Annotated in this window: 22 protein-coding genes, 1 rRNA gene and 1 pseudogene; 15 read left to right on the top strand and 9 right to left on the bottom strand. The window is 70.6% G+C overall.

The features are described 5' to 3' along the window. The first annotated feature begins 8 nt into the window (after window positions 1-8). Window positions 9-124 (top strand): 5S ribosomal RNA (gene rrf, locus FYX01_RS10695). A 261-nt stretch (window positions 125-385) separates the two neighbouring features. On the opposite strand, the gene serB is transcribed toward rrf, so the two are convergent. From serB to FYX01_RS10710, 3 genes are all read right to left on the bottom strand, one after another. Further along, entirely contained in the window at window positions 386-1,618 is a 1,233-nt protein-coding gene (serB, locus tag FYX01_RS10700; RefSeq protein ID WP_150240131.1) for a phosphoserine phosphatase SerB, read from the bottom strand. A gap of 90 nt (window positions 1,619-1,708) precedes the next feature. Continuing rightward, on the bottom strand, window positions 1,709-2,347 hold the full coding sequence (locus FYX01_RS10705) for a DUF1707 SHOCT-like domain-containing protein (protein WP_150240133.1): 639 nt from the start codon (window positions 2,345-2,347) through the stop codon (window positions 1,709-1,711). 139 nt (window positions 2,348-2,486) lie between these two features. Beyond that, window positions 2,487-3,290: a hypothetical protein gene (locus FYX01_RS10710; RefSeq protein WP_150240135.1), complete on the bottom strand. Its 804-nt coding sequence runs from the start codon at window positions 3,288-3,290 to the stop codon at window positions 2,487-2,489. A gap of 56 nt (window positions 3,291-3,346) precedes the next feature. Here FYX01_RS10710 and FYX01_RS10715 point away from each other — a divergent pair, with 56 nt between their 5' ends. The 3 genes from FYX01_RS10715 to FYX01_RS10725 all read left to right on the top strand — a co-directional run bounded on the left by FYX01_RS10715 (window position 3,347) and on the right by FYX01_RS10725 (window position 6,425). Then, the gene (locus FYX01_RS10715; RefSeq protein WP_150240137.1) at window positions 3,347-4,132 is read left to right on the top strand and encodes an ABC transporter ATP-binding protein; all 786 of its coding nucleotides are present in this window, start codon (window positions 3,347-3,349) and stop codon (window positions 4,130-4,132) included. Window positions 4,133-4,580: 448 nt separating this feature from the next. After that, window positions 4,581-5,504 carry an SPFH domain-containing protein gene (locus tag FYX01_RS10720; protein WP_150240139.1) on the top strand — a complete coding sequence of 308 codons (924 nt, stop codon included), beginning with the start codon at window positions 4,581-4,583 and terminating at the stop codon, window positions 5,502-5,504. A 162-nt stretch (window positions 5,505-5,666) separates the two neighbouring features. Continuing rightward, a complete protein-coding gene (locus FYX01_RS10725) occupies window positions 5,667-6,425 on the top strand; it encodes a sulfite exporter TauE/SafE family protein (protein WP_150240141.1) in 759 nt (252 codons plus the stop codon). An 18-nt stretch (window positions 6,426-6,443) separates the two neighbouring features. Here FYX01_RS10725 and FYX01_RS10730 read toward each other — a convergent pair whose 3' ends face one another. The 3 genes from FYX01_RS10730 to FYX01_RS10740 all read right to left on the bottom strand — a co-directional run bounded on the left by FYX01_RS10730 (window position 6,444) and on the right by FYX01_RS10740 (window position 8,876). Continuing rightward, window positions 6,444-7,067, bottom strand: a complete 624-nt coding sequence (locus FYX01_RS10730; RefSeq protein WP_150240143.1) for an HD domain-containing protein — start codon at window positions 7,065-7,067, stop codon at window positions 6,444-6,446. A gap of 349 nt (window positions 7,068-7,416) precedes the next feature. After that, window positions 7,417-8,292, bottom strand: a complete 876-nt coding sequence (locus tag FYX01_RS10735) for an alpha/beta hydrolase family protein (RefSeq protein WP_150240146.1) — start codon at window positions 8,290-8,292, stop codon at window positions 7,417-7,419. Further along, complete coding sequence (locus tag FYX01_RS10740; RefSeq protein ID WP_150240149.1) at window positions 8,286-8,876, bottom strand: TetR/AcrR family transcriptional regulator; 591 nt, start codon at window positions 8,874-8,876, stop codon at window positions 8,286-8,288. The genes FYX01_RS10735 and FYX01_RS10740 overlap by 7 nt, the downstream gene beginning before the upstream one ends. A 385-nt stretch (window positions 8,877-9,261) precedes the next feature. Between FYX01_RS10740 and FYX01_RS10745 the strand changes: the two genes are divergently transcribed. Then, the gene (locus tag FYX01_RS10745) at window positions 9,262-10,719 is read left to right on the top strand and encodes an aldehyde dehydrogenase (NADP(+)) (protein WP_150240151.1); all 1,458 of its coding nucleotides are present in this window, start codon (window positions 9,262-9,264) and stop codon (window positions 10,717-10,719) included. Between the two features lie 152 nt (window positions 10,720-10,871). After that, a complete protein-coding gene (gene add, locus FYX01_RS10750; RefSeq protein ID WP_150240153.1) occupies window positions 10,872-11,930 on the top strand; it encodes an adenosine deaminase in 1,059 nt (352 codons plus the stop codon). 33 nt (window positions 11,931-11,963) lie between these two features. Here the strand turns inward: add and FYX01_RS10755 are convergent, their stop codons facing one another. Further along, a complete protein-coding gene (locus tag FYX01_RS10755) occupies window positions 11,964-13,091 on the bottom strand; it encodes a CapA family protein (protein WP_150240155.1) in 1,128 nt (375 codons plus the stop codon). A gap of 436 nt (window positions 13,092-13,527) precedes the next feature. Between FYX01_RS10755 and FYX01_RS26605 the strand changes: the two are divergent. From FYX01_RS26605 to FYX01_RS10795, 8 genes and pseudogenes are all read left to right on the top strand, one after another. Further along, a pseudogene (locus FYX01_RS26605) lies at window positions 13,528-13,802 on the top strand (catalase); the annotation flags it as partial. A 616-nt stretch (window positions 13,803-14,418) separates the two neighbouring features. After that, on the top strand, window positions 14,419-15,465 hold the full coding sequence (locus tag FYX01_RS10765) for a chaplin (protein ID WP_150240157.1): 1,047 nt from the start codon (window positions 14,419-14,421) through the stop codon (window positions 15,463-15,465). Between the two features lie 128 nt (window positions 15,466-15,593). Further along, complete coding sequence (locus FYX01_RS10770; protein ID WP_190394272.1) at window positions 15,594-16,418, top strand: SURF1 family cytochrome oxidase biogenesis protein; 825 nt, start codon at window positions 15,594-15,596, stop codon at window positions 16,416-16,418. Between the two features lie 10 nt (window positions 16,419-16,428). Continuing rightward, window positions 16,429-17,280 (top strand): class I SAM-dependent methyltransferase, encoded by an 852-nt coding sequence (locus tag FYX01_RS10775; RefSeq protein WP_150240159.1) that lies wholly within the window; start codon window positions 16,429-16,431, stop codon window positions 17,278-17,280. Window positions 17,281-17,382: 102 nt separating this feature from the next. Then, window positions 17,383-17,838 (top strand): GNAT family N-acetyltransferase, encoded by a 456-nt coding sequence (locus FYX01_RS10780; RefSeq protein ID WP_150240161.1) that lies wholly within the window; start codon window positions 17,383-17,385, stop codon window positions 17,836-17,838. 49 nt (window positions 17,839-17,887) lie between these two features. Beyond that, the gene (locus FYX01_RS10785; RefSeq protein ID WP_150240163.1) at window positions 17,888-18,139 is read left to right on the top strand and encodes a Smr/MutS family protein; all 252 of its coding nucleotides are present in this window, start codon (window positions 17,888-17,890) and stop codon (window positions 18,137-18,139) included. Between the two features lie 73 nt (window positions 18,140-18,212). Continuing rightward, window positions 18,213-18,542 (top strand): plasmid mobilization protein, encoded by a 330-nt coding sequence (locus tag FYX01_RS10790; RefSeq protein WP_150240165.1) that lies wholly within the window; start codon window positions 18,213-18,215, stop codon window positions 18,540-18,542. After that, a complete protein-coding gene (locus FYX01_RS10795) occupies window positions 18,539-19,024 on the top strand; it encodes a hypothetical protein (protein ID WP_150240167.1) in 486 nt (161 codons plus the stop codon). The genes FYX01_RS10790 and FYX01_RS10795 overlap by 4 nt, the downstream gene beginning before the upstream one ends. A gap of 92 nt (window positions 19,025-19,116) precedes the next feature. Here FYX01_RS10795 and FYX01_RS10800 read toward each other — a convergent pair whose 3' ends face one another. Further along, window positions 19,117-19,548, bottom strand: a complete 432-nt coding sequence (locus FYX01_RS10800) for a DUF5946 family protein (RefSeq protein ID WP_150240169.1) — start codon at window positions 19,546-19,548, stop codon at window positions 19,117-19,119. Window positions 19,549-20,105: 557 nt separating this feature from the next. Between FYX01_RS10800 and FYX01_RS10805 the strand changes: the two genes are divergently transcribed. Further along, entirely contained in the window at window positions 20,106-20,900 is a 795-nt protein-coding gene (locus FYX01_RS10805; RefSeq protein WP_150240171.1) for a VOC family protein, read from the top strand. Window positions 20,901-20,974: 74 nt separating this feature from the next. On the opposite strand, the gene FYX01_RS10810 is transcribed toward FYX01_RS10805, so the two are convergent. Next, window positions 20,975-22,546 (bottom strand): long-chain-fatty-acid--CoA ligase, encoded by a 1,572-nt coding sequence (locus FYX01_RS10810; RefSeq protein ID WP_150240173.1) that lies wholly within the window; start codon window positions 22,544-22,546, stop codon window positions 20,975-20,977. Window positions 22,547-22,557: the final 11 nt, after the last annotated feature.

Here is a 22,557-nt window from a genome sequence, read left to right on the forward strand (position 1 = left end):
TGGGTTTCCGTGGTGGTTATTGCTGGAGGGTCACACCCGGTCTCTTTCCGAACCCGGTCGTTAAGTCTCTTTGCGCTGATGGTACTGCCCTGTGGTGGGGTGGGAGAGTAGGTTGCTGCCACGGTTTGTTTTGGGGGGGTCGCCTTGCGGGGTGGCCCCCCTTTTTTTGTGTGTGGGGGTGGGTGGTGTGGGTGTGTGGGGTGTTTGTCCGCCCGGGTTTGTGAACGTGTGAACAAAGGGTGGGGGTGTTCCGGGGTGGGGAACGGTCGGCCGTGCGTGGGTGGGGTGGGTTCCGGTCGCGCGGGGGCGGAGCACACGACGACGAACCACCTGCACAGGCTTCCCCAGCCCCCTGGGGCGGGCTACCGCTGTGGGCGCACGCTGATCAGAGGGAGGGTGACTCCGCCTGGGCGTGCAGGTCGGCGGCTTCGATCTCCTCGCGGGTGATGCCGAGGATGAACGCGATCGTGTCCAGGTAGGGCACGTTCACCGAGGTGTCGGCCTGCCGGCGCACGACCGGTTTGGCGTTGAAGGCCACGCCCAGGCCCGCGACCTGGAGCATGTCCAGGTCGTTGGCGCCGTCGCCGACCGCCACCGTCTGCTCCAGGGGCACGCCGGCATCCGCGGCGAACCGCTTCAGGGTGGTCGCCTTGCCCTTGCGGTCGATGATCGGACCGACCAGCTCGCCCGTCAGCTTGCCGTCGACGACCTCCAGGGTGTTCGCGGCGGCGTAGTCCAGGCCCAGGCGCTCCACGAGTACGTCGGTGATCTGGGTGAAGCCGCCGCTGACGATCCCGAACTCGTAGCCCAGGCGCTTCAGGGTGCGTACGAGGGTCCGGGCGCCCGGGGTCAGCTGGATCTCCTCGCACACCTTGCCGATGGCGGAGGCGTCCAGGCCCTTCAGCAGAGAGACGCGGCGGCGCAGGGACTCCTCGAAGTCCAGCTCCCCGCGCATGGCCTCCTCGGTGACCCGGGCGACCTCGTCCGCGCAGCCCGCGTGGGCCGCCAGGAGCTCGATCACCTCGCCCTGGATCAGCGTGGAGTCCACGTCCATGACGATGAGGTGCTTGCCGCGCCGGTGCAGGCCGCTCTGCTGCACCGCGACGTCCACCCCCTGGGTGGAGGCCTCCATGGCCAGCTCGGCGCGCAGCTGGTCGGCGTGGCCGCCGGAGATCTCCATCTCCACGGAGGTCACCGGGTAGCTGGACAGGCGCTCGATGCGGTCGATGTTCGCGCCCGCGCGCGCCACGCACGACGTGATGGCGCCCAGGGCGCCGGGGCGCAGCGGGTCGGCCAGGACGGTCACGTGCAGGTGGCCGGGGCCGAAGGCGTTCACACGACCGTTGCCCTCGCCGTAGCCGACCTCCATGTCGAGGTCGATCGCGGTCTTGTCGAGCGCGCTGCGGACCTCCTCGAAGACCCGCTGGCGGCTCACACCGGGAGCCACCCGTTCGTCCACACCGAGGACCGCGCCCAGTACCAGGCGTCCCGCGAGGACCACCTGTTCGAGGTCGACGATGGTCACCGGGAAGACGGAGAGGGTGCTCAGGAGACGGGCGCTGATGCCCGGACGGTCGTGGCCGGTCACCGTCACCAGCAACGTGGATTTCTCATTCATGGCGCCACCCACGGTACTCGGCCCAGATGTGGAGCAGTCGTGCAGGGCGGGCTCTTTTCCCAGCTAGTCCACCATGTGGACAGCTGGTGGTCACCTCTTCTTCTTCCTGCGCTTGGGATCCTTGGCCTTGATGTCCACCCCGCCCAGCATGCAGGTGCCCGTCAACCGCACGACCGGGGCGTTCGGGTCCGTGACCTGGTCCGTTCCGTGCAGGTCCGTGCCGCCCAGGATCGCCGACGTGTTGTTGATCACCCTGACCCCGTGCGGCACGATGATCTCCACCCCGCCCATGATCACCGCGACCTGGACGGTCACCTCGTGCTGGCTGAGCACGGCCTCGCGCAGGTCCAGGTTGACCCCGCCGCACAGCACGGACACGTTCGTCCGGGGCTCGACCAGCCAGCGGCCCTTGCGCTCGCAGCCGCCGAACACCGCGACCAGGTTCTCCGCCCCCTTGCTCTGCCCGGCCAGGTCGCGGGCCTCGCTGCCCAGGACCTCCATGCCGCTGGGCGTCGTCGAGCGCCGCTCCATGGACGCGTAGTCGTAACCGGGGGAGGGCAGGTCCTCCACGATGGGGGCGAGTTCGCCGAGGGTCTTGGCCCTGTACAGGGTGTCCAGCCGCTCCTCGTGCTCCACGGGGCTGAGGCGTCCTTCTGCCAGGGCCTCCCGCAGCCGTTCGGCGACCTTGTCCCGGTCCGCGTCGGAGGCTCGGATGTGCTCGGGCTGCATGATGACGGGTCTCCTCGTTTCCATCCGTGGGGCCGGGGTCCCGGCCTGCCACACATCCAGTATCGGCGTTCCCCCGCCCCTGTGGATCAGGTATCTTCCCTGGCGTTACCCGGAGACTCCCCCTACTCCCCCACTCCTTCTACTGCCCCTCCTCGGCCCTCCGGCGCCCCGAACCGGGAGAGGGCAGGGCGATCGCCGCGTGCGCGGCCACCAGGGCCCTGCGTACCGCGGAGTCCAGCCGCCGCAGTGCCTCGCCGCGGTCCGACACCTGCTGCGCGGTCATCCCCCGCCCCGACGACGGCTCGGCCAGCTCCACCACCTTCGCCAGCCGTTCGGCCTGCGCCGCCACCCGGTGGGCGCGCGGCGGGTATCCGCGCGCCAGGGACGGCGGCGTCCCACCGCCGTCCAGCCCTCCCAGCCGGCGGTGTACGCCCGGCGCGAACGACGCGATGTCGTTCACGCCCTCCATCAGCTCGGCGACCTCGATGAGGGTGAGTTTCAGGGCCTGCTCCGCCTCGGCCAGGTCCGGTACCTGGGGAGGGGTGTCGTTCGCCGGATACGGTGTCCAGGCGACGCCCACATAGGATGAACCACGTCGGTCGGCGGCGGGCACCAGGCCCACCTGCCGGTCGGCGAGCTGCGTCAGCACTCCCTCCTGCGCTTCGATGGCGGCCTGGTTGAGTTCCTTGGGGCCCACCAGCCCGAGGGGATCCCCCCAGGCGGGCAGCGCCAACCGGAACGCGGACAACCCCAGGCCACGGAGCCGTGCCAGTGCGACCCGCAGCGGTACACCGCTGTCGAAGAGCAGGTCCGCTGCGGGTACTGTCCCGATCAGGCTGGGGCCGCCAAGCCGTTCGACGGCGTCTACGGCGTCGTCGAGTCCGACGTGTCCGGACAGCCAGGCGTTGCCCCAGGCGACGAGTGGTGCGGACGTGAGATGCATTGCTTCAGGGTAGGTCGGCCCGTGCACCGGCGTGGGACGTGATGTGAGGGAGGACGATGGACGGGCGGGTTCTGGGCCTGAACGGGGTCACGGTTCGACGGGGTGACGCCAACCTGTTGGACGGCGTGGACTGGACGGTGCTGGAGGGAGAGCGCTGGGTGGTCCTCGGCCCCAACGGTGCGGGCAAGACCACACTGCTGAACGTGGTGTACAGCCAGACGCATCCCACCAGCGGAGAGGTGGAGATCCTCGGGGAGAGACTGGGGCGGGTGGACGTGTTCGAGCTGCGCCCGCTCATCGGCTACGCGGGCGCCGCGGTGGCGTCGCGGATCGGGGAGGACACCGAGGTCCTCGACATCGTGTTGAGCGCCGCCTACGGCTACGTGGGGCGCTTCCGCGAGGAGTACGGGACCCCTGACTACGGTCGTGCACGCGCCCTGCTGGGCCACTGGGGAGTCGGCGACCTGGCCGACCGCCGGTTCCACACCCTGTCCGAGGGCGAGCGCAAGCGTGTGCTGATCGCCCGTGCGCTGATGGCCGACCCCGAGCTGCTGCTCCTGGACGAGCCCGCCGCCGGGCTGGACCTGGGCGGTCGCGAGGACCTGCTGCGCAGGCTCGGCAACCTGGCCCGCAACGAGGCCGCGCCCTCGCTGGTGGTGGTCTCCCACCACGTGGAGGAGATCCCCGCCGGGACCACGCACGCGCTGCTGCTGCGTGAGGGCGCGGTGGTGCAGGCCGGCCCGATCGACGGGGTCCTGACCGCCGAGAACCTGTCGGAGGCCTTCGGCCTGCCGCTGAAGGTGGAGCGCGACGGTGAGCGCTGGACCGCGCGGGCCGTCTGATCCTCCTCCCCGCTCCCCTCCTACGGGTTCGACGGCCCCCACGGGCCGGCCCGGTCGGAGAGGGCGCGCGGGCTGAGGAGGCGGTTCCTCATGGTCGGGAAAAGCGTGTCCTGCGAACCAGGTGCCGTATGCGGATCCCGGTACGGGGGAAGAGCCCGCTTACCGCCTACCACCATGTCAGGTTGTTATGGTCGCTGTCTTTTGTGTCCGGCCTATTGTCCTTAAATAGGATTTCTGTCCGAATGTGGTCGCCCCGACACATATGGGGTAGCGTCAGCGCTCGGTGAGCGGATCGCTCTGTTTCGGCGCGCTTTATGATCTTCGGGTGGGCGGAGCCGCCGGTACGCGGTCCGTGCCCGCGCCGCCCTGTCACCCCCGTCAGGAAATCCGGAGCCGCCCAGATGCCGATGCTGAACGCCGCCCCCAGTCCGGAGACCGGGGTGGCCCCATGACCATGATCATCATCGTGGCGCTTTTCGTCGCCGTCCTGTTGCTCATCTTCTGGCGGAGCGTGCGTATCGTTCCGCATTCGATGGAGGACGTCGTCGAGCGCTTCGGTAAGTTCCACCGGACGTTGAGTTCGGGTTTCAACGTCGTCATACCCGGGGTGGACCAGGTACGCGAGCGGATCGACCGCCGCGTCCAGGTCGTGAGCTTCCCGCCGCAGTCGGCCATCACCGAGGACAACCTCGCGGTCGAGGTCGACTCGGCGGTCTACATCCGGGTCATCGACGCCTACCGGGCCACCTACGAGGTCGCCAACTTCATCCAGGCCGTCGAACAGCTGACCCTGGCCACGCTGCGCAACGTCATCGGCGGTATGAACCTGGAGGGCACGCTCACCTCCCGCGACCAGATCAACCGCGAGCTCAAGACGGTGCTGGACGAGGCCACCCGCGACTGGGGCATAGAGATCAGCCGCATCGAGCTCAAGGGCATCGAACCGCCCTCCTCCGTGCAGGAGGCGATGGAGATGCAGATGCGCGCCGACCGGGAGAAGCGCGCCCAGCTGCTCAGCGCCGAGGGCGAGAAGCAGTCCGCGGTGCTGCGCGCCGAGGGTGAGCGCTCGGCGGCGGTGCTGCGGGCCAGGGGCAGCGCCGAGGCACAGGCGATCACCGCCAAGGCCGACGCCGAGGCCCAGACGATACGGGCCCGCAGTGAGGCCGACAGCATCCACCTGGTGTTCAAGGCCCTGCACACCAGCCGGGTCGACCCGGACGTGCTGGCCTACCACTACCTCCAGAAGCTTCCGGAGATCGCCCGGGGCGACGCCAACAAGGTGTGGATCGTCCCGTCCGAGATGGGACAGGCCCTCCAGGGGGTCGGCGCCGCCTTCGACCGGCTGCGTGAGGACGTGGTCCGGGTTCCCTGACCCGGCCCGGAGGCGACACGCGTACCGAGAACGGGGTTCCGCGATCCGCGGGGCCCCGTTCCCGGCGTTGGGCGCCTCCCGGCGTGAAGGCTCCGAAACCCGTCCTCGTAGGCTGTTGTGGCCCTCGACCGCCGGGGAGCACGGAGCAGGAAGGCTGGGTGGATGGAACTCTGGGAAGCGGCTCTCATCCTCCTCGCCGGTGTGGCCGCGGGCGGGATCAACGCCATCGCCGGGTCGGGGACCCTGTTCACCTTCCCCGTACTCCTGGCACTGGGCTACCCGCCCATCACCGCGACCATCTCCAACAGCATCGGCCTGGCCCCCGGGACGCTCAGCGGCACCATCGCCTACCGCCGGGAGCTGGTCGACCAGCGCGCCAGGGTCCTGCGGCTCGGCAGCATGTCCTTCCTCGGCGCGGTGACCGGCGCCCTGCTGCTGATCTACCTGCCTCCGGGCGTGTTCGAGGTCGTGGTGCCGTTCATGATCGGCTTCGCCTGCGTGCTGATCCTCGTCCAGCCCCGGATCACCAGGTGGATGCGCGCCCGCGGGCCCGCCCGCAGGAACGGCGGTCCGCTGCTGCCGCTGGGCGTCTACGCGACCGGGACCTACGGCGGCTACTTCGCCGCCGCGCAGGGGATCGTCCTGATGAGTCTCCTCGGCACCGCGCTGGACGACGACATCCAGCGGCTCAACGCGCTGAAGAACGTGCTCACCACCATCGTCAACGGCACCGCCGCGGTGTTCTACATCGTGCTGGCCTCGCCCGCCTGGCCGGTGGTCGGCCTCATCGCGGTCGGGACCGTCGTCGGGGGCTACCTCGGCGCGAGGTTCGGGCGCAGGCTCAGCTCGACGGCGCTGCGCGCGTGCCTGGTGCTCGTGGGCATGTCCGCGGTGGTCCAGCTCCTCATGGGCCGGGTCTGAGCCTCCGCCCGGGCGGGGTCAGGTGCGGAGGTAGCCCCGGCGGTCGGCGTCGTCCACCAGGGCGGTCGCGTAGGCTCCGAGCGCCTCCGACCCCTCCTGGATCTGCTTGACCTTCGCCATCACCTGCGCCCGCGTGACGCCGAAGCGCACCCAGGAGCCGCCCTCGTTGTGCCAGTCGGCGAGCATGGGCGACAACCGGTCGACCGCGTGGGCGAAACGGGCTTCGGGTGTGGCGCGTGCCTCGAACTCCTCCCAGAGCTCGCGGGCCCGTTCCGCCTGGTCCTCGGGCAGCAGGGGGAAGATGCGGTCGGCCGCGGCGCGCTCGCGCTCGGCCCGGGCCTCGGCGCTGACCTCGTCGAAGAGGAACGTGTCCCCGGCGTCGATCTCTACGATGTCGTGCAGTGTCAGCATCTCGACGACCCGGTCGATGTCGGTGCCCTCGGGCGCGTACTCGGCGAAGGTGCGGGCGGACAGTGCCAGGTGCCAGGAGTGCTCGGCCGAGTTCTCACGGCGGGAGCCGTCCACGAGGAGGCACTGCCGCAGGATGCGCTTGAGTTTGTCGACTTCCAGAAGGAAGCGCAGTTGCGCGTTCAACCGCTCGTTGTCGACCCCGCTGGCAAAGACCGGTGCCGGTTCCGTCACGTGGTTCGCCCTCCTGAGGGATGAGTCGAAACGGTCAGGCGGACCGCTCGGGGCGGTCGCCACTGGATGGTCCCATGGAACGCGTGCCGGCTGTCACGGCGGCGTCCGCCGGGAGGCCGCCGGAGGATGCGGCGGAGTGTACGCGGTGAACGGTCGGTGCCCCGCCCGGACGGGCCGCGGGCACGGGCGGCCCGGCCCAGTGGGCTGGCCGAAGGCGTCGCGGGTGCGAACCAGGGGGTCCCCTCCGCGCTGGTCCTGCTCCTGGCGTCTCCGTGGAGCGCCGACAGTGCCACTGGGAGCAAGATCACCGTGGCCGGGCACGCCCCGCCGAACCCCCGCGGTCACCGCACTAGGCTTCCCCGGCCCCCCGGGCCTGGGAGGAGGACGTCAGGTGCAGGTGGAACCACTCGGTCAGCGCGCGGTCGGTGAGGACCCCGGCCGGGGTGAGCGGACCGGGACGGAGGCCGGGTTCCGGCCCGATGGAGTGGGCCAGGTCGGGTACCACGATGTGACGGAGCGCGTGCCCGGGGACGTGGGAGGCCAGGGCGTCGTGCAGCGATCGCCCGTATTCGGGGGGCACGACCTCGTCCTGCCCCCCGCTGACGACGAGCAGGGGGACGCCGTTCCGGGCGACCTCCTCGGCGCGGCTGCCGAAGTCCAGCCAGCCGCGCGTGTTCCAGGCCTGCTCGGTCCACTCGTAGTGGGCGCCGGTGTGCCGCTCGCGGGCGGCGATGACCAGGGCCGGGTCCACGACCGGGTTGATGACCGCGGCGGCGCCGACGGGCACGCGTCCCTCCGCGAGGCTGAGCAGGACGGCCGCGGCCCCGGCGCCCACGCCGACCAGGCCGACGGGGTCGTCGGTGACGGGGAAGGCGGCGCGTAGTTCGGCGGTGACACGGTGCAGCTCGGCGGCCGCCTCCTCCACCACCGGGCCGAACAGCTCGACGAGGTAGTCGCTCTCGCCGCGCCGGTTGACCTCGGCGACGCCGCCCTCGGGGAGCCTGGCTCCGAACAGGGGGAGGCCGAGGTAGACCCGCCAGGCCGGGAGCGGCGCCATGGGCGCGGTTCCGGCGAGGGCGGACTCGGCGCGTGGCGGCTCGAAGGCGTGCAGGCCCAGGACGAGCGGGGCCGGGACGTCACCGTTGGCGGGCGGCAGGGCCAGGAAGGGTACTCCGGCGGCGGTACCGGTGACGGGCTGGGAGAGGGTGCCGGCGTCGGCTACCACGGATGGTCGCCTCCGTTGTGTCGGGAGAAGTGGGACAGGTAACTGCTGACCAGGCGCTTGGCCTCGTGGATGAGGACGGGATCGCCGTCGGGGTCGCCCCGGAAGGCGAGCTTGAGTACGGCGTCGGCGGATTCGACCGCGACGTGGATGGCCCGGTCCAGTCCTTCATCATCGGGGATGCCTGTGACAGAAACGATGATCCTGCGCAGGCGGACGGAGATGACGCGGTTGTTGTCGGCGCCCCCGTGGAGGAGGCGGGGGTCGACGACGTCACCGAAGTGCAGGCTGCGGAAGCCGGGCACGTGGCGGTGCATGTCGACGTACTCGTCGACGACGGCGTCGACGGCGTGGGTCCAGTGGCTGAAGGAGGCCTCGGCCAGGCGTTCGGTGACGCGCGAGCCGAACTGGTCGAGGAAGCGCAGCCCTAGTGCCTGGGTGATGGCCTTCTTGTCCGGGAAGAACTGGTAGACGGAGCCGATCGCGACCCCGGCGCGCTCGGCGATCCTCGTGGTCGAGAGGTTGTCGTAGCCGACCTCGTCGAGGAGTTCGGCACAGCAGTCGAGCATACGCTGGACCCTGAGCATACTGCGCTGCTGGGCGGGCAGTCTTCGCAGGGGGGCCTGGGCGAAGGCGAGTTCGTCGTGGGAGGCGCCGGTCCGTCCACGGGTCTCGCGTGACGCGCGGGTACTCCCCGTGGCGCCTGGGGACCGTCGCGACCTCGGGGGAGTTGAGCTTCGGGAGTTTGTCGTCACGGCTCCTATGATGCCTTTATGGAATCACCTGGTTCCGGGGAAATTCCAGTTTCGTGCCGAGGTCCCTTGGAGGAAGGGGCCTGAGCCCCTGGCGGGGCCGGGAGTCCGGCTGTGCGGGAGGACGATGCCCGACCCGGTTGGATAGCGCTTTCCAGATAGGTCCTAGCATGGTTGGATCGGGTCGACGCAGCGTACACACCCTCCTGGAGGCTGAGCCATGACCACCGTCCCGGACACCACACCGGAGGAACTCGACTCCGTCCTGGAACGGGCCGCAGCGGCGGCTCCGTTCCTGGCCGCCCTCGCCCCGGCCGAGCGCGCCCGACTGCTGCGCGCCGTCGCCGACGCCCTGGACTCCGCCGCCGACGACCTCGTGCCGATCGCGATGGAGGAGGCGCACTACCCGGAGGCGCGCTGCCGCGGTGAGCTGGGCCGCACCACCTTCCAGCTGCGCCTGTTCGCCGAGGCCCTGGAGGACGGCTCCTACCTGGAGGCGGCCGTGGACCCCGCCGACCCCGACTGGGGCACCCCGCGCCCGGACGTGCGCCGCCTGCTGGTCCCGCTCGGACCGGTGGTGGTGTTCGGGGCGAGCAACTTCCCGTTCGCCTTCGCCACGGCCGGAGGGGACACCGCCTCCGCCCTGGCCGCCGGATGCCCGGTGGTCGTCAAGGCCCATCCCGGACACCCCCGGCTGGCCCGGCGCACCACCGAGACCGTGGTCGCCGCGCTCGCCGACGCCGGGGCGCCCGAGGGCGCCTTCGCCCTGGTCGAGGGGCTGGAGGCCGGTAAGCGTGCGGTCACGCACCCGCTCACCAGGGCCGTCGGCTTCACCGGTTCCATCCCCGGCGGGCGGGCCCTCTTCGACCTCGCCGCCTCCCGGCCCGACCCCATCCCCTTCTACGGGGAGTTGGGCAGCGTGAACCCGGTGTTCGTCACCCGCGGGGCCGCCGCGGCGCGCGGCGACGAGATCCTCAGCGGTTACGCGGGATCGGCCGCCATGGGCGCGGGCCAGTTCTGCACCAAGCCCGGGGTGGTGTTCCTGCCCGAGGAGACCAAGCTCGACGCCCTCGTCGAGGACTTCTCCGCGCGGGCGGCCGCCCCCCTGCTCAACGAGCGGGTCGCCGAGGGCTTCGCCCGGAACCTGGACACCCTGAGCGGCCACCCGGCCACCGAGGTCCTGGTCCAGGGGAAGCGGACCGGCGACGACTGGACGCCGTCCCTGTTGCGCACTGACCTGGACTCCCTGCTGGAGAACGCCGACACCCTCCTGGAGGAGTGCTTCGGCCCGGCGACCCTCGTGGTGACCTACGCCGACGAGCGGCGGCTGCTGGAGGCGGCCGGGGTGTTCGGCGGCCAGCTCACCGTCACCGTGCAGGGCGAGGAGGACGACGAGATCGCGCCCGCTCTGCTGGCCCTGGGCGCGTCCCTGGCCGGACGGGTGCTCTGGAACGGATGGCCGACCGGGGTGGCGGTCACCTACGCGATGACCCACGGCGGTCCCTACCCCGCGACCACCGCGCCGCTGCACACCTCGGTGGGCACCACCGCGATCCGGCGCTTCCTGCGCCCGGTCACCTACCAGTCGGTCCCGCAGTCGCTGCTGCCCCCGGAGCTGCGCGACGACAACCCGCTCGGCGTGCCGCGCCGGGTGAACGGCGGCGCGCCCTCCGTCTGACCGCCACGGGGCCGGGCGCGCCGGGGCGCGCGCCCGGCCCCTCCCCTCCCGGAGGGCTTCCGGCGGGGTTCCGACGGGGCTTCTGACGGACGGCCGTGAACTTGGCCGGAAACGGCTTTGGGGCGGTGCACGCGCGCGCGTAGCCTCGCGCCATGGACATCCACGCCATCCCCGCCGACGTCGAGGCCCTCGTCAGGGAGCTGCCCAAGGTCGAACTGCACGTCCACCTAGAGGGCTCGATGCCCGCCGACACCCTGTTCGAGCTGGCACGCAGACACGGGGTGGAGGACGTCCCCGGCGGCCTGGAGGAGCTCCGGGACTGGTACGCCTTCACCGATTTCCCGCACTTCGTCGAGGTCTACCTGGCCTCGGTGCGGACCCTGTGCGAGGAGGGGGACTTCGCCCTCCTGGTGTCGGCGGTCGCCGAGCGCCTGGCCGCGCAGAACGTGCGCTACGCCGAGGTTCACGTCAGCCTCTACGCCCACCTGATGCGCGGGGTGCCCGCCCGCGTGGTCTTCGACGGCATCGAGGAGGCGCGCCGCGCGGCCGAGGCCGAGCACGGAATCCAGCTGCGGTGGATCCCCGACTTCCCCGCCGACTTCGGGCTGGAGAGCGCAGAGGCGACCGTGGACGCGGTCCTGCGCGAGGCGCCGCCCAGCGTGGTCGGCTTCGGCGTCGGCGGGGTGGAGACCCCGCTGGAGCAGTACGCCGGGGTGTTCGGCCGGGCCCGCGCCGCCGGACTGGCCAGTCTGCCGCACGCCGGTGAGCACGGCGGCCCGGAGCGGGTGCGCGAGGCCCTGGACGCCCTCGGCGCCGAGCGCATCGGCCACGGCATCGACTCCATGCGGGACCGGGCCCTGGTCGAACGCCTCGCGGAGGGGCGGATCCCCGTGGATGTCAGCCCCACCTCCAACCTGCGCACGCGTGCGGTGCCGCGGCTGGAGGACCACCCGCTGCCCCGCATGCTGGAGGCCGGGCTGCTGGTCACCCTCAACAGCGACGACCCCACCATGTTCGGCACCGACCTGACCAACGAGTACCGCGCCGCCCACCGGCTGGGCCTGGACGCCGCGGACCTGGTCCGGCTCGCCGCGAACGGCGTGCACGCCTCCTACCTGGGGGTGGCCCGCCGCCACAGGCTGCTGGCCGAGATCGCGGACGTCGCCGCGCGTCACGGGGTCGCCGCGTCGGGGACCTCCTCGCCGCGGTAGCGGAGCTCGGAGGAACTCCCCGCGCGGGACCGCCTACGCGGGCGAGTCGGTCAGCGGGAGCCCGCACTCGGTGCGCATGTCCAGCCAGGTCTGCTCGGCCTGCTCGGCCGCGGCGCCCTCGTAGGGAATGGGGACACCGCCCTGGATCTGCGCGGGGGCCCAGTCGGCCTGGGTCACGCTGCCCTGGTCGAAGGTGAGGGTGAGCACGCCCGTCTCGGCGGTGGGGCCGCTGAAGTTGTAGAAGGCGAAGTTGCTCAGCCCGTAGTGCACGTAGGAGTCGCCCATGAACCCGCCCGGGGACAGCACGTGCGCGTGGCCGCCGACGATGGCGGACGCGCCCGCCTCGATCAGCTCCTCGGCGAGGGTGGGCGCGTGCGGGAGCGGGCAGTGCGCGCCCTCCAGGCCCCAGTGCAGGAAGACCACCACGTTGTCGTGCTCGGCGGCGGCCTCGGAGACCGCGGTGAGCATCCGCTGCTTCATCTCGCCCTTGGTGGAGGCCATGCCGGGCTTGCCCTCGCCCGCAGTCCAGGCGTCGATGAGGTGGTCGTCCAGGACGTCGGCGGCGCCGAACATGGCGACGCTCTGGCCGTTGACCTCGGAGACGTGGGGCCGGTAGGCCTCCTCGATGTCGCGCCCGGCGCCGACCAGCTGGACGGGGGAGGCGTCACCGTTCTCCAGGGTGTCCGTCAGGCCTTCCACGCCGTAGTCCATGCCGTGGTTGTTGGCGATGGTGGCCACGTCCACACCGGCTGCCTCCAGGGCGTCCAGGGAGCTCGCGGGCGCACGGAACACGTACTGCTTGCCGGGGGCGGGCGTGCCGCCCTCGGTGACGGCCGTCTCCAGGTTGACCATGGCCAGGTCGGCGGCCGAGAGCTGCTCGGAGATCGGGCCGAGCGCGGTCTGGGGGTCGGCCAGACGCGGTTCGAGGACGCCCTCGAACATCACGTCGCCGCCGAAGGCGACGGTGAAGGGCTCACCGGCCGGTTTGGGGTCGGTGCTGGGCGACGCCGGGGTGGTGGCCTCGTCGCTGGGAGCGGCCGCGCCCTCGTTCTGGTCCGAGGCCTCCTCGCCCGAGGAACAGGCGGCGAGGAGGAGTATGAGGGCCGCGACGCTGACCGAGAGCGTCGTACGGGTGCGGGGACGCGTGGATACAGGGTGCATGCATGCTCCAGTAGGGCGGGGGAAACGGGGGGCATGTCCTGGTGTGAGGACGCATGTCACACGTTTCCGGTTGGCCGTCGTGACTGGATGGATGCCGAAGGGCATCCTGAGCCGTCACCGGGAATGGACGCGGGCGTTCGATGTGGTGTCGAGCAGTCCGGGCACCGGGTCTCGGCACCGACGGCGCGTCGGCCGGGACGGTCCGCCGGGCCTGGCGGGGGACGGCTCGCCGGGTCCAGGGTACGCGCACATGACCAGCGCTTTTGCTGCCTTTGGTATGGGCGGTGATGCGTGTGGTGTGGGTGAATGCCCGTGGTTGGGGGGTCCATATGGGCGGCAAGCGGGGCCGCGCAGACTGGGGCGACCCGTTTTCTTGAGCCATTCCAATCTTTTTCCTGTGCCGCTGTGCGGCATGGGCGACGCCGCCGGCCTCCGCCCGGACGCGCACCGCCGCGACCTGTGGCAGGCCATCGAGCGGGGCGAGCACCCGGGCTGGACCGTCGACGTCCAGGTCATGCCCTTCGAGGACGCCGCCGGCTAAAGGTTCACCCGTTCGACCCCACCAAGGTGTGGCCGCACGAGGACCACCCGGAGATCACCATCGGCCGGTTCGTCCCCAACAGGAACCCGCGGAACCACTTCGCCGAGACCGAGCAGGCCGCCTTCGAGCCCTCCCACCTGGTCCCCGGTGTCGCGATGAGCCCGGACAAGGGCTCGGAGTACCACGTCGCCGGTGAGACCGTGCGCTCGGCGTACGAGCTCCACAAGTCTGACCCGGCCGGGGTCTTCGTTTCTCGGGCCTTAATCGTATTTCAGGCATAAAGGACGTTCTCCGCATGAAGGGAAAGTCCGACATCGAGTTCACAGTGCTCGACGAAGGCAGCGAAGTGAATATACGAACCTGCTTCGTTGGTTCGTTTGGCTGGTTTACCCGGAAAAATTTCTTTTCGCTTTGACACCTTGGGTGTTGATTCAGTTGCCGTGTGTTGCTTGTGTCACTCCTGTGAGCTGTGCTCATCTCAATATGTGCATGTATGGTAACCAAGAGTATTTGCAGCGGAGAAGGGCATTTTCCGAAAACGCATGCGAACCTCCAGTGGCTTGCTAACGTTCGGTCCGTTGGCGGTTCCACGGAACGTACTTCGAACCGGAACGCGACTCCACACACGCGGGTCACCCCGCCGTTGCACCGTTTTCTCCGGTGACGGACCCGCCCCGCCCGTGGTCCACGGGGCCGCGTCCACTGACGCGGGCACCGGTCCGCCACGGCACAGCGTCACAACCGACGCGATCCCCAGGCTGTATCCGCGAAAGGTCACATCCGCACATGCGCAACACACTCCGTTACTCCTTCGCCACCGTCATGACGGCGGGGCTGGTCGTCTCCCCCGTCGCGGCGGCCTTCGCCGACACCTCCACCGACGGCTCCGGCGGCATCGGCAGCGGAAACCAGGTCGTGGTGCCCGTGGACGTCGAGGCCGACCTGTGCGGCAACTCGATCGCCGTCCTCGGCATCTCCAAGGCCACGTGCACGCAGGTCTCGGAGGTCCTCTACGAGGCCAGCGGCAAGGGCGACACCACCACCGACGGTTCGGGTGGTGTGGCCAGCGGGAACCAGATCATCGTTCCCGTGGACGCCGCCATCGACGCCTGCGGCAACGCGGCCTCCGTCGGCGGTATCTCCAAGTCCGAGTGCGTCGAGGTGGTCGAGGCCCTGGAGAAGGAGAGCGCCGACGAGCCCAGGACCACCACCGACGGTTCGGGTGGTGTGGCCAGCGGGAACCAGATCATCGTTCCCGTGGACGCCGCCATCAACGTCTGCGGCAACTCGGTGGCCATCCTGGGCGGCTCCAGCTCCAAGTGCACCACCATCATCAACGTCATCCAGGGCTCCTCCGAGAACGAGGGCGGTGACGTCTCCACCGACGGCTCCGGCGGTATCGGCAGCGGGAACCAGGTCGTGGTCCCGGTCGACGCGGCCGTCGACATCTGCGGCAACGCCGTGTCCGTGCTCGGCCTGTCCGAGGCCTCCTGCCTGGAGGTCATCTCCGAGGAGGAGAAGCCGGAGGAGGAGAACCCCGAGGAGCCCGAGGAGCCCGGGGAGGAGAACCCCGAGGAGCCCGAGGAGCCCGGGGAGGAGAACCCCGAGGAGCCCGAGAAGCCGGAGGAGGAGAAGCCCGAGGAGGACGACTCCAGCACCGAGGGCGACAAGTCCTCCCCCGAGCCGCAGGCCGACGAGCAGCTCGCCGTGACCGGTGGCGCCCTGACCGGTCTGGTCGCAGCCGGGATCGCCGCGGTCGGCGCCGGCGGCGCGGGCCTGTACTTCGCCCGCAAGCGCAAGGCCGCCGCCGCGGCGGCGGGCGACGAGGAGTAGCGGCAGGGGTTCCCCCGGATCCACGCGGGGCCGCCGGACCGGCGGCCCCGCACGTGTGCGCGGGGGGCTTCGCCCGCATGGGAAGGGGCGGTGCGAGGTGGCCGGAATCGTCTCCTAACCTCGAAGACGTGCTCAAAGTCCTGTTCTCGCAACGCATGCTGGCCTTCCACGCGCTGGTGCTGGTGATCGTGCCCAGCTTCGTCTGGCTGGGCTTTTGGCAGCTGGACCGGTGGGAACAGCGCAGCGCGTCGGTCGACCTGCAACAGGGCAACCTCGCCGCCGACCCCGTGCCGGTCGCCGAACTGACGGGTGTCGGCGAGGACGTCGACCCCGCCGACCGGTGGCGCACCGTCGAGGCCACCGGTACCTGGGACACCGGACACGAGCTTCTGCTGCGCAACCGCGACGGGTCCGGGGGAGTGGGCTTCCACGTGCTGACTCCGCTGGTCACCGGGGAGGGGCCCGCCGTCCTGGTCAACCGCGGGTGGGTCGAGCGCGGCGAGACCGCCCTCGACCAGCCCGAGGTGCCGCCCGCGCCCGAGGGCACCGTGGAGGTGGCCGGACGCATCCACTACTCCGAGACCGAGGAGAACACCGGGCTGAGCAACCGCGACGGCCTGCCCGAGGGGCAGATCATGATGGTCGACGTGGACATGATCGCCGATGGGCTGCCGTATCCGGTCTACGGCGGGTACGTCGATCTCACCGGCCAGGAACCGGTGCCGGACGCGGCGCCCGAGCCGGTCGCCGTGCACGAGACGGACTCCGGCATGAGCCTGTCCTACGCCGTGCAGTGGTGGGTGTTCACCCTCGTGGCCATCGGCGGGTGGGTCTTCCTCGTCCGCCGCGAGATCAGTGACGCCCGTGAGGCCGCCGCCGGACCGGAGGCGGCCGGGGACACGGGGGACACCGGGGACACGGTGAGGTCCGAGAACACCGAGAAAACGGTCTAGGGGCGGGGCGATGCACGACGAGGACGGCTATCCGGACCCCGGGCGCGTCGAGCGCCGGGCAGTGGACGCCCGGGAGAGCGCCCGCGCCGGGCGTGTGTGGTGGGACGGCGCCGCCGACGCCTACCAGGCCGAGCACGGCGCCTTCCTCGGCGACGCCGAGTTCGTGTGGTGCCCGGAGGGGTTGACCGAGGCCGGGGCGCGGCTGCTCGGGGAACCGGAGGGGCTCCGGCGGTCCCGGGTCCTGGAGGTCGGCTGCGGCGCGGGCCAGTGCGGCCGGTGGCTGCGCGCTCAGGGGGTGGGCGAGGTGGTGGCCTTCGACCTGTCGTATCGCCAGCTCCAGCACTCACGCCGGATCGATGAGCAGACCGGGCACACACTGCCCACCGTGCAGGCCGACGCCCAGCGGCTCCCGTTCGCCGACGCCTCCTTCGACGTGGTGTTCTCGTCGTTCGGGGCCTTTCCCTTCGTTCCCTCCGCCGACGACGCCCTGGCCGAGGCCGCGCGGGTGCTGCGTCCGGGAGGACGGCTGGTGTTCTCGGTGACGCATCCGATCCGGTGGGGTTTCCCGGACGACCCGAGCGAGCACGGGCTCACCGCGCACCAGTCCTACTTCGACCGCCGCGCCTACGTGGAGGAGGACGACGACGGCGAAGCGGTCTACGTGGAGCACCACCACACGGTGGGCGACTGGGTGCGCGGGATCGCCCGTGCGGGCCTGGTGCTGCGGGACGTGGTCGAGCCGGAGTGGCCCGAGGGGCTGGACCGGGTGTGGGGCGGCTGGGGACCGGTGCGCGGCCGGGTGCTCCCCGGCACCGCGATCTTCTCGGCGGACAAGGGGGCGGCCCCGCCGGAGGCGGGCTGACCGGACCCGTCGGATGCCCTCCGCCGTGTCTGTTCGGGAGCGTCCGACCGGGTATAGCGGGTCAGGCGCCGCATCGGCGCACCGAGCGAAGGAGCCTCCAGCGTGGCCGACGTCCGTGTCCGAACCGCCCTCCCCTCCGACCATCCGCGCGTCGTGGCGGTCTGCGACGAGTGGTGGGAGCGCCCCGTGTCGCACATCCTCCCCCGGCTCTTCCTGGACCACTTCCACTCCACCAGCCTCATCGCCGAGGCGGAGGGGGACCTGGCGGGCTTCCTCGTCGGCTTCCCCTCGCCGTCCGTGTCCGGGGAGGCCTACGTGCACTTCGCGGGGGTGGCTCCGGAGTACCGCGGAACAGGGCTGGCGGGCCGGTTGTACGACCGTTTCACCGAGGGGGCGCGGGCCGAGGGGCGCACGGTGGTCCGGGCGGTCACGTCACCGGCCAACGAGCGCTCGATCGCCTTCCACCGCTCCTACGGATTCGAGGTCACCGGACCGCACACCGACTACGACGGCCCGGGGGTGGACCGGACGGTCTTCACGCTGCGCCTCGGAGAGTGAGTCCCGGGCCCCGCGTATGATCCGGGCTATCGGACGCGGAGGAGGCACGGTGCGGCTCAAACTCGACCTGCACGACATCTTCAACAAGGGCCGCGACATCGACCGGGCCCTCAACGACATCATGGACGAGGCCGAGCGCACCGGGGCCAAGACCGTCGAGGTCATCCCCGGCAAGGGGTCCGGACAGCTCAAGAAGCGGGTCCTGCGGTTCCTCGACCGCAAGGACGTCAAGGCCCGCTACCACCGGGTCGAGAAGGACTCCAAGAACTTCGGCCGCCTGTGGATCCATTTTCGTCACTGATAGGGGGAAGACGGAGAATCCTGACGCTCAGTGCTTGGTGGACATTGCGTAATACTCGTATTACGATTGCGGTATGGCGAAGGTGAGAATCAGTATCAGCCTTGACCCGGACGAAGCCGAGCGCGTCAGGTCACACGCGGACCGTGCGGGGATGGACGTGTCGTCCTACTTCGTTAACGCCGCGATCCGTCAGATGGGCGATGCCGAGTTGGCCGAGGCGGAGTTCGCGGGAGTCGACGCGCTGATCGCCGATGCCGAAGGGCGAGCCGAGCACTACGGACCTGTTGACGAGACCGGTGATGACTCTCTGAGCGCGGATGAGCGCCGTGAGGTCGACGAGGCGATGAGCCTGGTCTACGGTGCTGGGGAAACCCGGATCCGAAGCCGGGGCGAGGTGGCGTGAGCGCTCGCGTACCCGTTTACGACACGGGGATGCTCATCGCTTTGGCGGCGCGTAAGTCTAAGGCGGTACAGATGCACCGCGGGCTCGTACGGTCCCCGCACCGTCCCGTGATCCCCGGCCCTGTCCTGGCTCAGGTATGGCGCCCGGATCCTGCGACCGTGCACGCCATGAGCACGGTCCTGAAGGAGTGCACGGTTCCCCAAGCCCGGTCGTCTCCAGCTGCCTTGCGGTCCACGAGCGCGGGACAGCCGGAGTGCATCGCGTGTGCGGCTGCTCCGGACATCACCGATTGGCGGCGTATCGGTGCGGTCCTGGGGGTGGCGGCCCTCCCCGCGAAGAGGCGTCCGGACGCGGTGGACGCCCTTGTCGCCTGGACGGCCGTGAAGCACCGAAGCGCCGTGGTGTTCACCAGTGACCCTGGTGACATCGCCGCGTACGTGGACGCGATCGGTGCCGATGACGTCCACCTGGTCACGGTATGAGCCCCATGGCTCCCGTGCGGGTCGTCGGTAAGTGTGCGCACTCAAGTATTTCGGCCGCCTGTTCATCCACTTCAGGCACTGAGCCGGGCAGGTCAGGCGGACCAGGCGGTCAGGGTGGCCCGGGCCCAGGCGCGGACGCGTTCGGGGTGGCCCTCGGCGGGGAAACCGCCGTCCGCAGCGACCTCGGCGATGGTGAACCCGAACCCGCTCGGTGCCTCGGGGGTGGTTGAGGTGCGGACCCCGCGCTCTCGGTGGACCCGGTGGGAGTTGCCGCGCCGGGCGCGCTCGGTGAGCTTGTGGGAGGCCGCGGACCCGTCCTCCAGGTGGGCGCGCAGCAGTTCCAGCGGGAACTCGTGTGCACCCTCGGAGAGGGAGCCCGGGTGCTGGAGGCGGTAACAGGCGACGGCGACGCCGTGCAGCGGGCCCCACGGCTCCTGGCGGGAGTGGTCCAGCGCCAACAGTTGCTGGAACAACTCCTCGCAGGGAGTTTCGCTCACTGCTCCGCACTGTGCACATGTGTCCATGCCGCGATACTCGCGCACGCGGCCCTGGAGGGCGAGTCGATTTCCGCGGACGCGCGCGGCTCGGAAGTGAACCCGGGCACGTATCTTGGCCGCCTGTTCATCCACTTCAGGCACTGAGTTCTCCTGGACCTTCCTCCCCTCCTGCCTCTCCGAACCGAAGTACGAGGGCGATCCGGGTACTCCTGCCTCTCCGGCGCCGACGGACCCCCTCGTGCCATGCTCTGCGGCATGAACCAGCGGCAGAAGCGGATCAGCGCCGAGCGCCTGGGGTTCCTCGACGCGGGGGAGGGCCTCCACCACGGCGGTCCGCACCGGATCCACGTGGCCCTTCCCGGGCGTACCTGAGGGCGACGCGTACACGGAGCGTGCACAGGGCGGGTGTGGGGCGGGGTGCGGGGGCGACCGCCTTCCGCGGCCCCGAACGGGCTCCTGGAACGCCGTTTTTCGAGGTCGTGGCAATGGTGAGTTGTGTGAGACTTTGCCGCGCCGATCCCCGAAGATCCGTCAGGCAGGGAAGGAATCCGTAACGGTGTGTGCACCTACGGAGGAGGACAGCGATGATCACCACCGACTTCATGCCCGGATCACCCTGCTGGATCGAGGTGTCCTCACCCGACGTCGAGGCCTCGGCGGCCTTCTACCGGCGACTGTTCGGATGGGAGGCCGTGCCCCCGGGACCCGACAGCGCCGGATACGTGATTCTGCGCCTGGACGGCGCGGGCGTCGGCGGGCTGAGCCCGGTCCTGGGCGAGAGCGAGCGTCCCGAGTGGACGGTCTACTTCGCCGTCCCCGACGTGGACGACGCGGTTCCGACCGTGGAACGGCTCGGCGGGACCTTGCTGGTGGAGCCGTTCGACGTGTTGGACTACAGCCGCACGGCACAGTTCTTCGATCCCCAGGGCGGCCGCTTCGGCGTCTGGCAGACCATCTCCATCCCTGGTATCGAGGTCGCCGACCGGCCGGGCAGCCTGTGCTGGGTCGAGATGTGGACCCCCGACGGGGACGGATCCCGCGAGTTCTACACCGACCTCTTCAAATGGGGCCTCACCGCCTTCGACCTGCCGGACGGGTCCGGGACGTACACGGTCCTCACCCCGGCCGGGGAGAGCGAGGAGCGCGCGCACGGCGGTCTCATGGCGGTCGATCCCGCCCGCCTGACCGACACCGACGGATCCGCGGAGTGGCACCCGGTGTTCGCGGTCGCCGACTGCGACACCGCCGTGGAGACGGTGAGGGAGGAGGGCGGCCAGGTGTACACGGGGCCGGAGAACACTCTGGGCGTGGGACGGCTCGCCGTGTGCTCCGACCCCTTCGGGGCCGGTTTCGTCCTGCTCCAACCGCCTTCGGAGTGATCCGGCGGACCACCGCGGCCGGGCCACCGCCGGGCAGGGACCTCCGCCCTGAGGATGAGGGGCGGAGGCCGACGCTACTGTCGGGACACGGCGGACGCGCCGCCGCGCAGGACGAACTTCTGGATCTTGCCGGTGGCCGTCTTCGGCAGCTGATCCACGAACTCCACCCGCGTGGGCGCCTTGAAGTGCGCGAGGTTGTCCCGGGCGAAGCCGATGAGCTCCTCCTCCGTGGCCGTGGCCCCCTCGCGCAGGACCACGGACGCCCTCGGGGTCTCGCCCCAGCGCTCATGCGGCACGCCCACGATGGCCACCTCCAGGACGGACGGGTGACGCAGCAGCACTCCCTCCACCTCGACGGAGGAGATGTTCTCACCGCCGGAGATGATGACGTCCTTGATCCGGTCCTGGATCTCGACGTACCCGTCCGGGTGGGTGACCGCCGCGTCCCCGGTGTGGAACCAGCCGTCGCCCATGGCCCCCTCCGTGGCCTCCGGGTCGTTGTAGTAACCCTGCATCACCACGTTGCCGCGCACGGTGATCTCCCCGACGGTCCTCCCGTCCCAGGGCACCTCGGCGCCGTCGGCGTCCACCACGCGCAGCTCGCCGGAGGTGATCAGCTCGACCCCCTGGCGGGCCTTGACGGCGGCGCGCTCACGCGGGGACAGACCGTCGTGCTCGGTGCGCGGTTCGCACACGGTGATGAACGGCGTGGTCTCGGTCAGCCCGTAGACGTGGGTGACGGTCCATCCGAAACCGTCCTCCAGGCGTTCGATCGTGTCGGCGGCGGGCGAGGCGCCCGCCGTGACCACGTGCACGCCGGACGGCACCTCGCCACGCACCTCCTCGGGGGTGTTGGCCAGCATGATCAGCACGGTGGGCGCCGCGCACAGCCAGGTGACCTCTTCGGCGCGGACCAGCTCGTACACGGTGGCCGGGTCCATCGCGGGCAGGCACACGTGGGTGGCGGCCGCGGCGGTCACCGTCCACGTGTAGGTCCAGCCGTTGGCGTGGAACATCGGCAGCGTCCACAGGTACCGCTCGCCGATGCCGATCCTCAGGTGGAGCAGGGTGCCCACCGAGTTCATGTAGGCGTTGCGGTGGGTGATCATCACACCCTTGGGGCGGGCGGTGGTGCCGCTGGTGTAGTTGATGGTCAGCAGGTCCCCCTCCGCGATCCCGGGGCGGGTGAAGTCCGGGCCGGCCTCCGCGAGGAGGGCCTCGTAGTCCTCCCACCCCGGACGCGCGCCCTCCAGGGCCACGAACCGCTCCACGCCCGGCATCCGGTCGCGGACCCCGTCCACGGTGTCGAGCTGGTCGGCGTGCACGCACAGCACCTTCGCCCCGGAGTGGTTGACGATGTAGGCGAAGTCGTCCGCCGAGAGCCGGAAGTTGACCGGCACCAGCACCGCGCCCAGTTGCGGCACCGCGTAGAAGGACTCCAGCTGGGCGTGGGTGTTGGGGGCGATGTAGGCGACGCGGTCGCCCTTGACCACCCCCATGCGCTGCAGGACCGACGACCAGCGGTCGCAGCGGTCGAAGAACTCCTCGTAGGTCAGCCGCAGGTCCCGGTCGACCACCGCTTCGCGCTGCGGGTGCAGCCTGCGCGTGCGGCGGGCGAACTCCAGGGGGGTCAGGGCGAGTTCCATGGTGCCGTGGT

The sequence above is a fragment of the Nocardiopsis quinghaiensis genome (assembly GCF_008638365.1).
In the GTDB taxonomy this organism is placed as follows: Bacteria; Actinomycetota; Actinomycetes; order Streptosporangiales; family Streptosporangiaceae; genus Nocardiopsis; species Nocardiopsis quinghaiensis.

Coding starts and splice junctions, on each gene's coding strand:
- serB (WP_150240131.1), bottom strand. CDS start 1,618: ATGAATGAGAAATCCACGTTGCTGGTGACGGTGACCGGCCACGACCGT.
- FYX01_RS10705 (WP_150240133.1), bottom strand. CDS start 2,347: ATGCAGCCCGAGCACATCCGAGCCTCCGACGCGGACCGGGACAAGGTC.
- FYX01_RS10710 (WP_150240135.1), bottom strand. CDS start 3,290: ATGCATCTCACGTCCGCACCACTCGTCGCCTGGGGCAACGCCTGGCTG.
- FYX01_RS10715 (WP_150240137.1), top strand. CDS start 3,347: ATGGACGGGCGGGTTCTGGGCCTGAACGGGGTCACGGTTCGACGGGGT.
- FYX01_RS10720 (WP_150240139.1), top strand. CDS start 4,581: ATGACCATGATCATCATCGTGGCGCTTTTCGTCGCCGTCCTGTTGCTC.
- FYX01_RS10725 (WP_150240141.1), top strand. CDS start 5,667: ATGGAACTCTGGGAAGCGGCTCTCATCCTCCTCGCCGGTGTGGCCGCG.
- FYX01_RS10740 (WP_150240149.1), bottom strand. CDS start 8,876: ATGCTCAGGGTCCAGCGTATGCTCGACTGCTGTGCCGAACTCCTCGAC.
- FYX01_RS10745 (WP_150240151.1), top strand. CDS start 9,262: ATGACCACCGTCCCGGACACCACACCGGAGGAACTCGACTCCGTCCTG.
- add (WP_150240153.1), top strand. CDS start 10,872: ATGGACATCCACGCCATCCCCGCCGACGTCGAGGCCCTCGTCAGGGAG.
- FYX01_RS10755 (WP_150240155.1), bottom strand. CDS start 13,091: ATGCACCCTGTATCCACGCGTCCCCGCACCCGTACGACGCTCTCGGTC.
- FYX01_RS10765 (WP_150240157.1), top strand. CDS start 14,419: ATGCGCAACACACTCCGTTACTCCTTCGCCACCGTCATGACGGCGGGG.
- FYX01_RS10775 (WP_150240159.1), top strand. CDS start 16,429: ATGCACGACGAGGACGGCTATCCGGACCCCGGGCGCGTCGAGCGCCGG.
- FYX01_RS10790 (WP_150240165.1), top strand. CDS start 18,213: ATGGCGAAGGTGAGAATCAGTATCAGCCTTGACCCGGACGAAGCCGAG.
- FYX01_RS10800 (WP_150240169.1), bottom strand. CDS start 19,548: ATGGACACATGTGCACAGTGCGGAGCAGTGAGCGAAACTCCCTGCGAG.
- FYX01_RS10805 (WP_150240171.1), top strand. CDS start 20,106: ATGATCACCACCGACTTCATGCCCGGATCACCCTGCTGGATCGAGGTG.
- FYX01_RS10810 (WP_150240173.1), bottom strand. CDS start 22,546: ATGGAACTCGCCCTGACCCCCCTGGAGTTCGCCCGCCGCACGCGCAGG.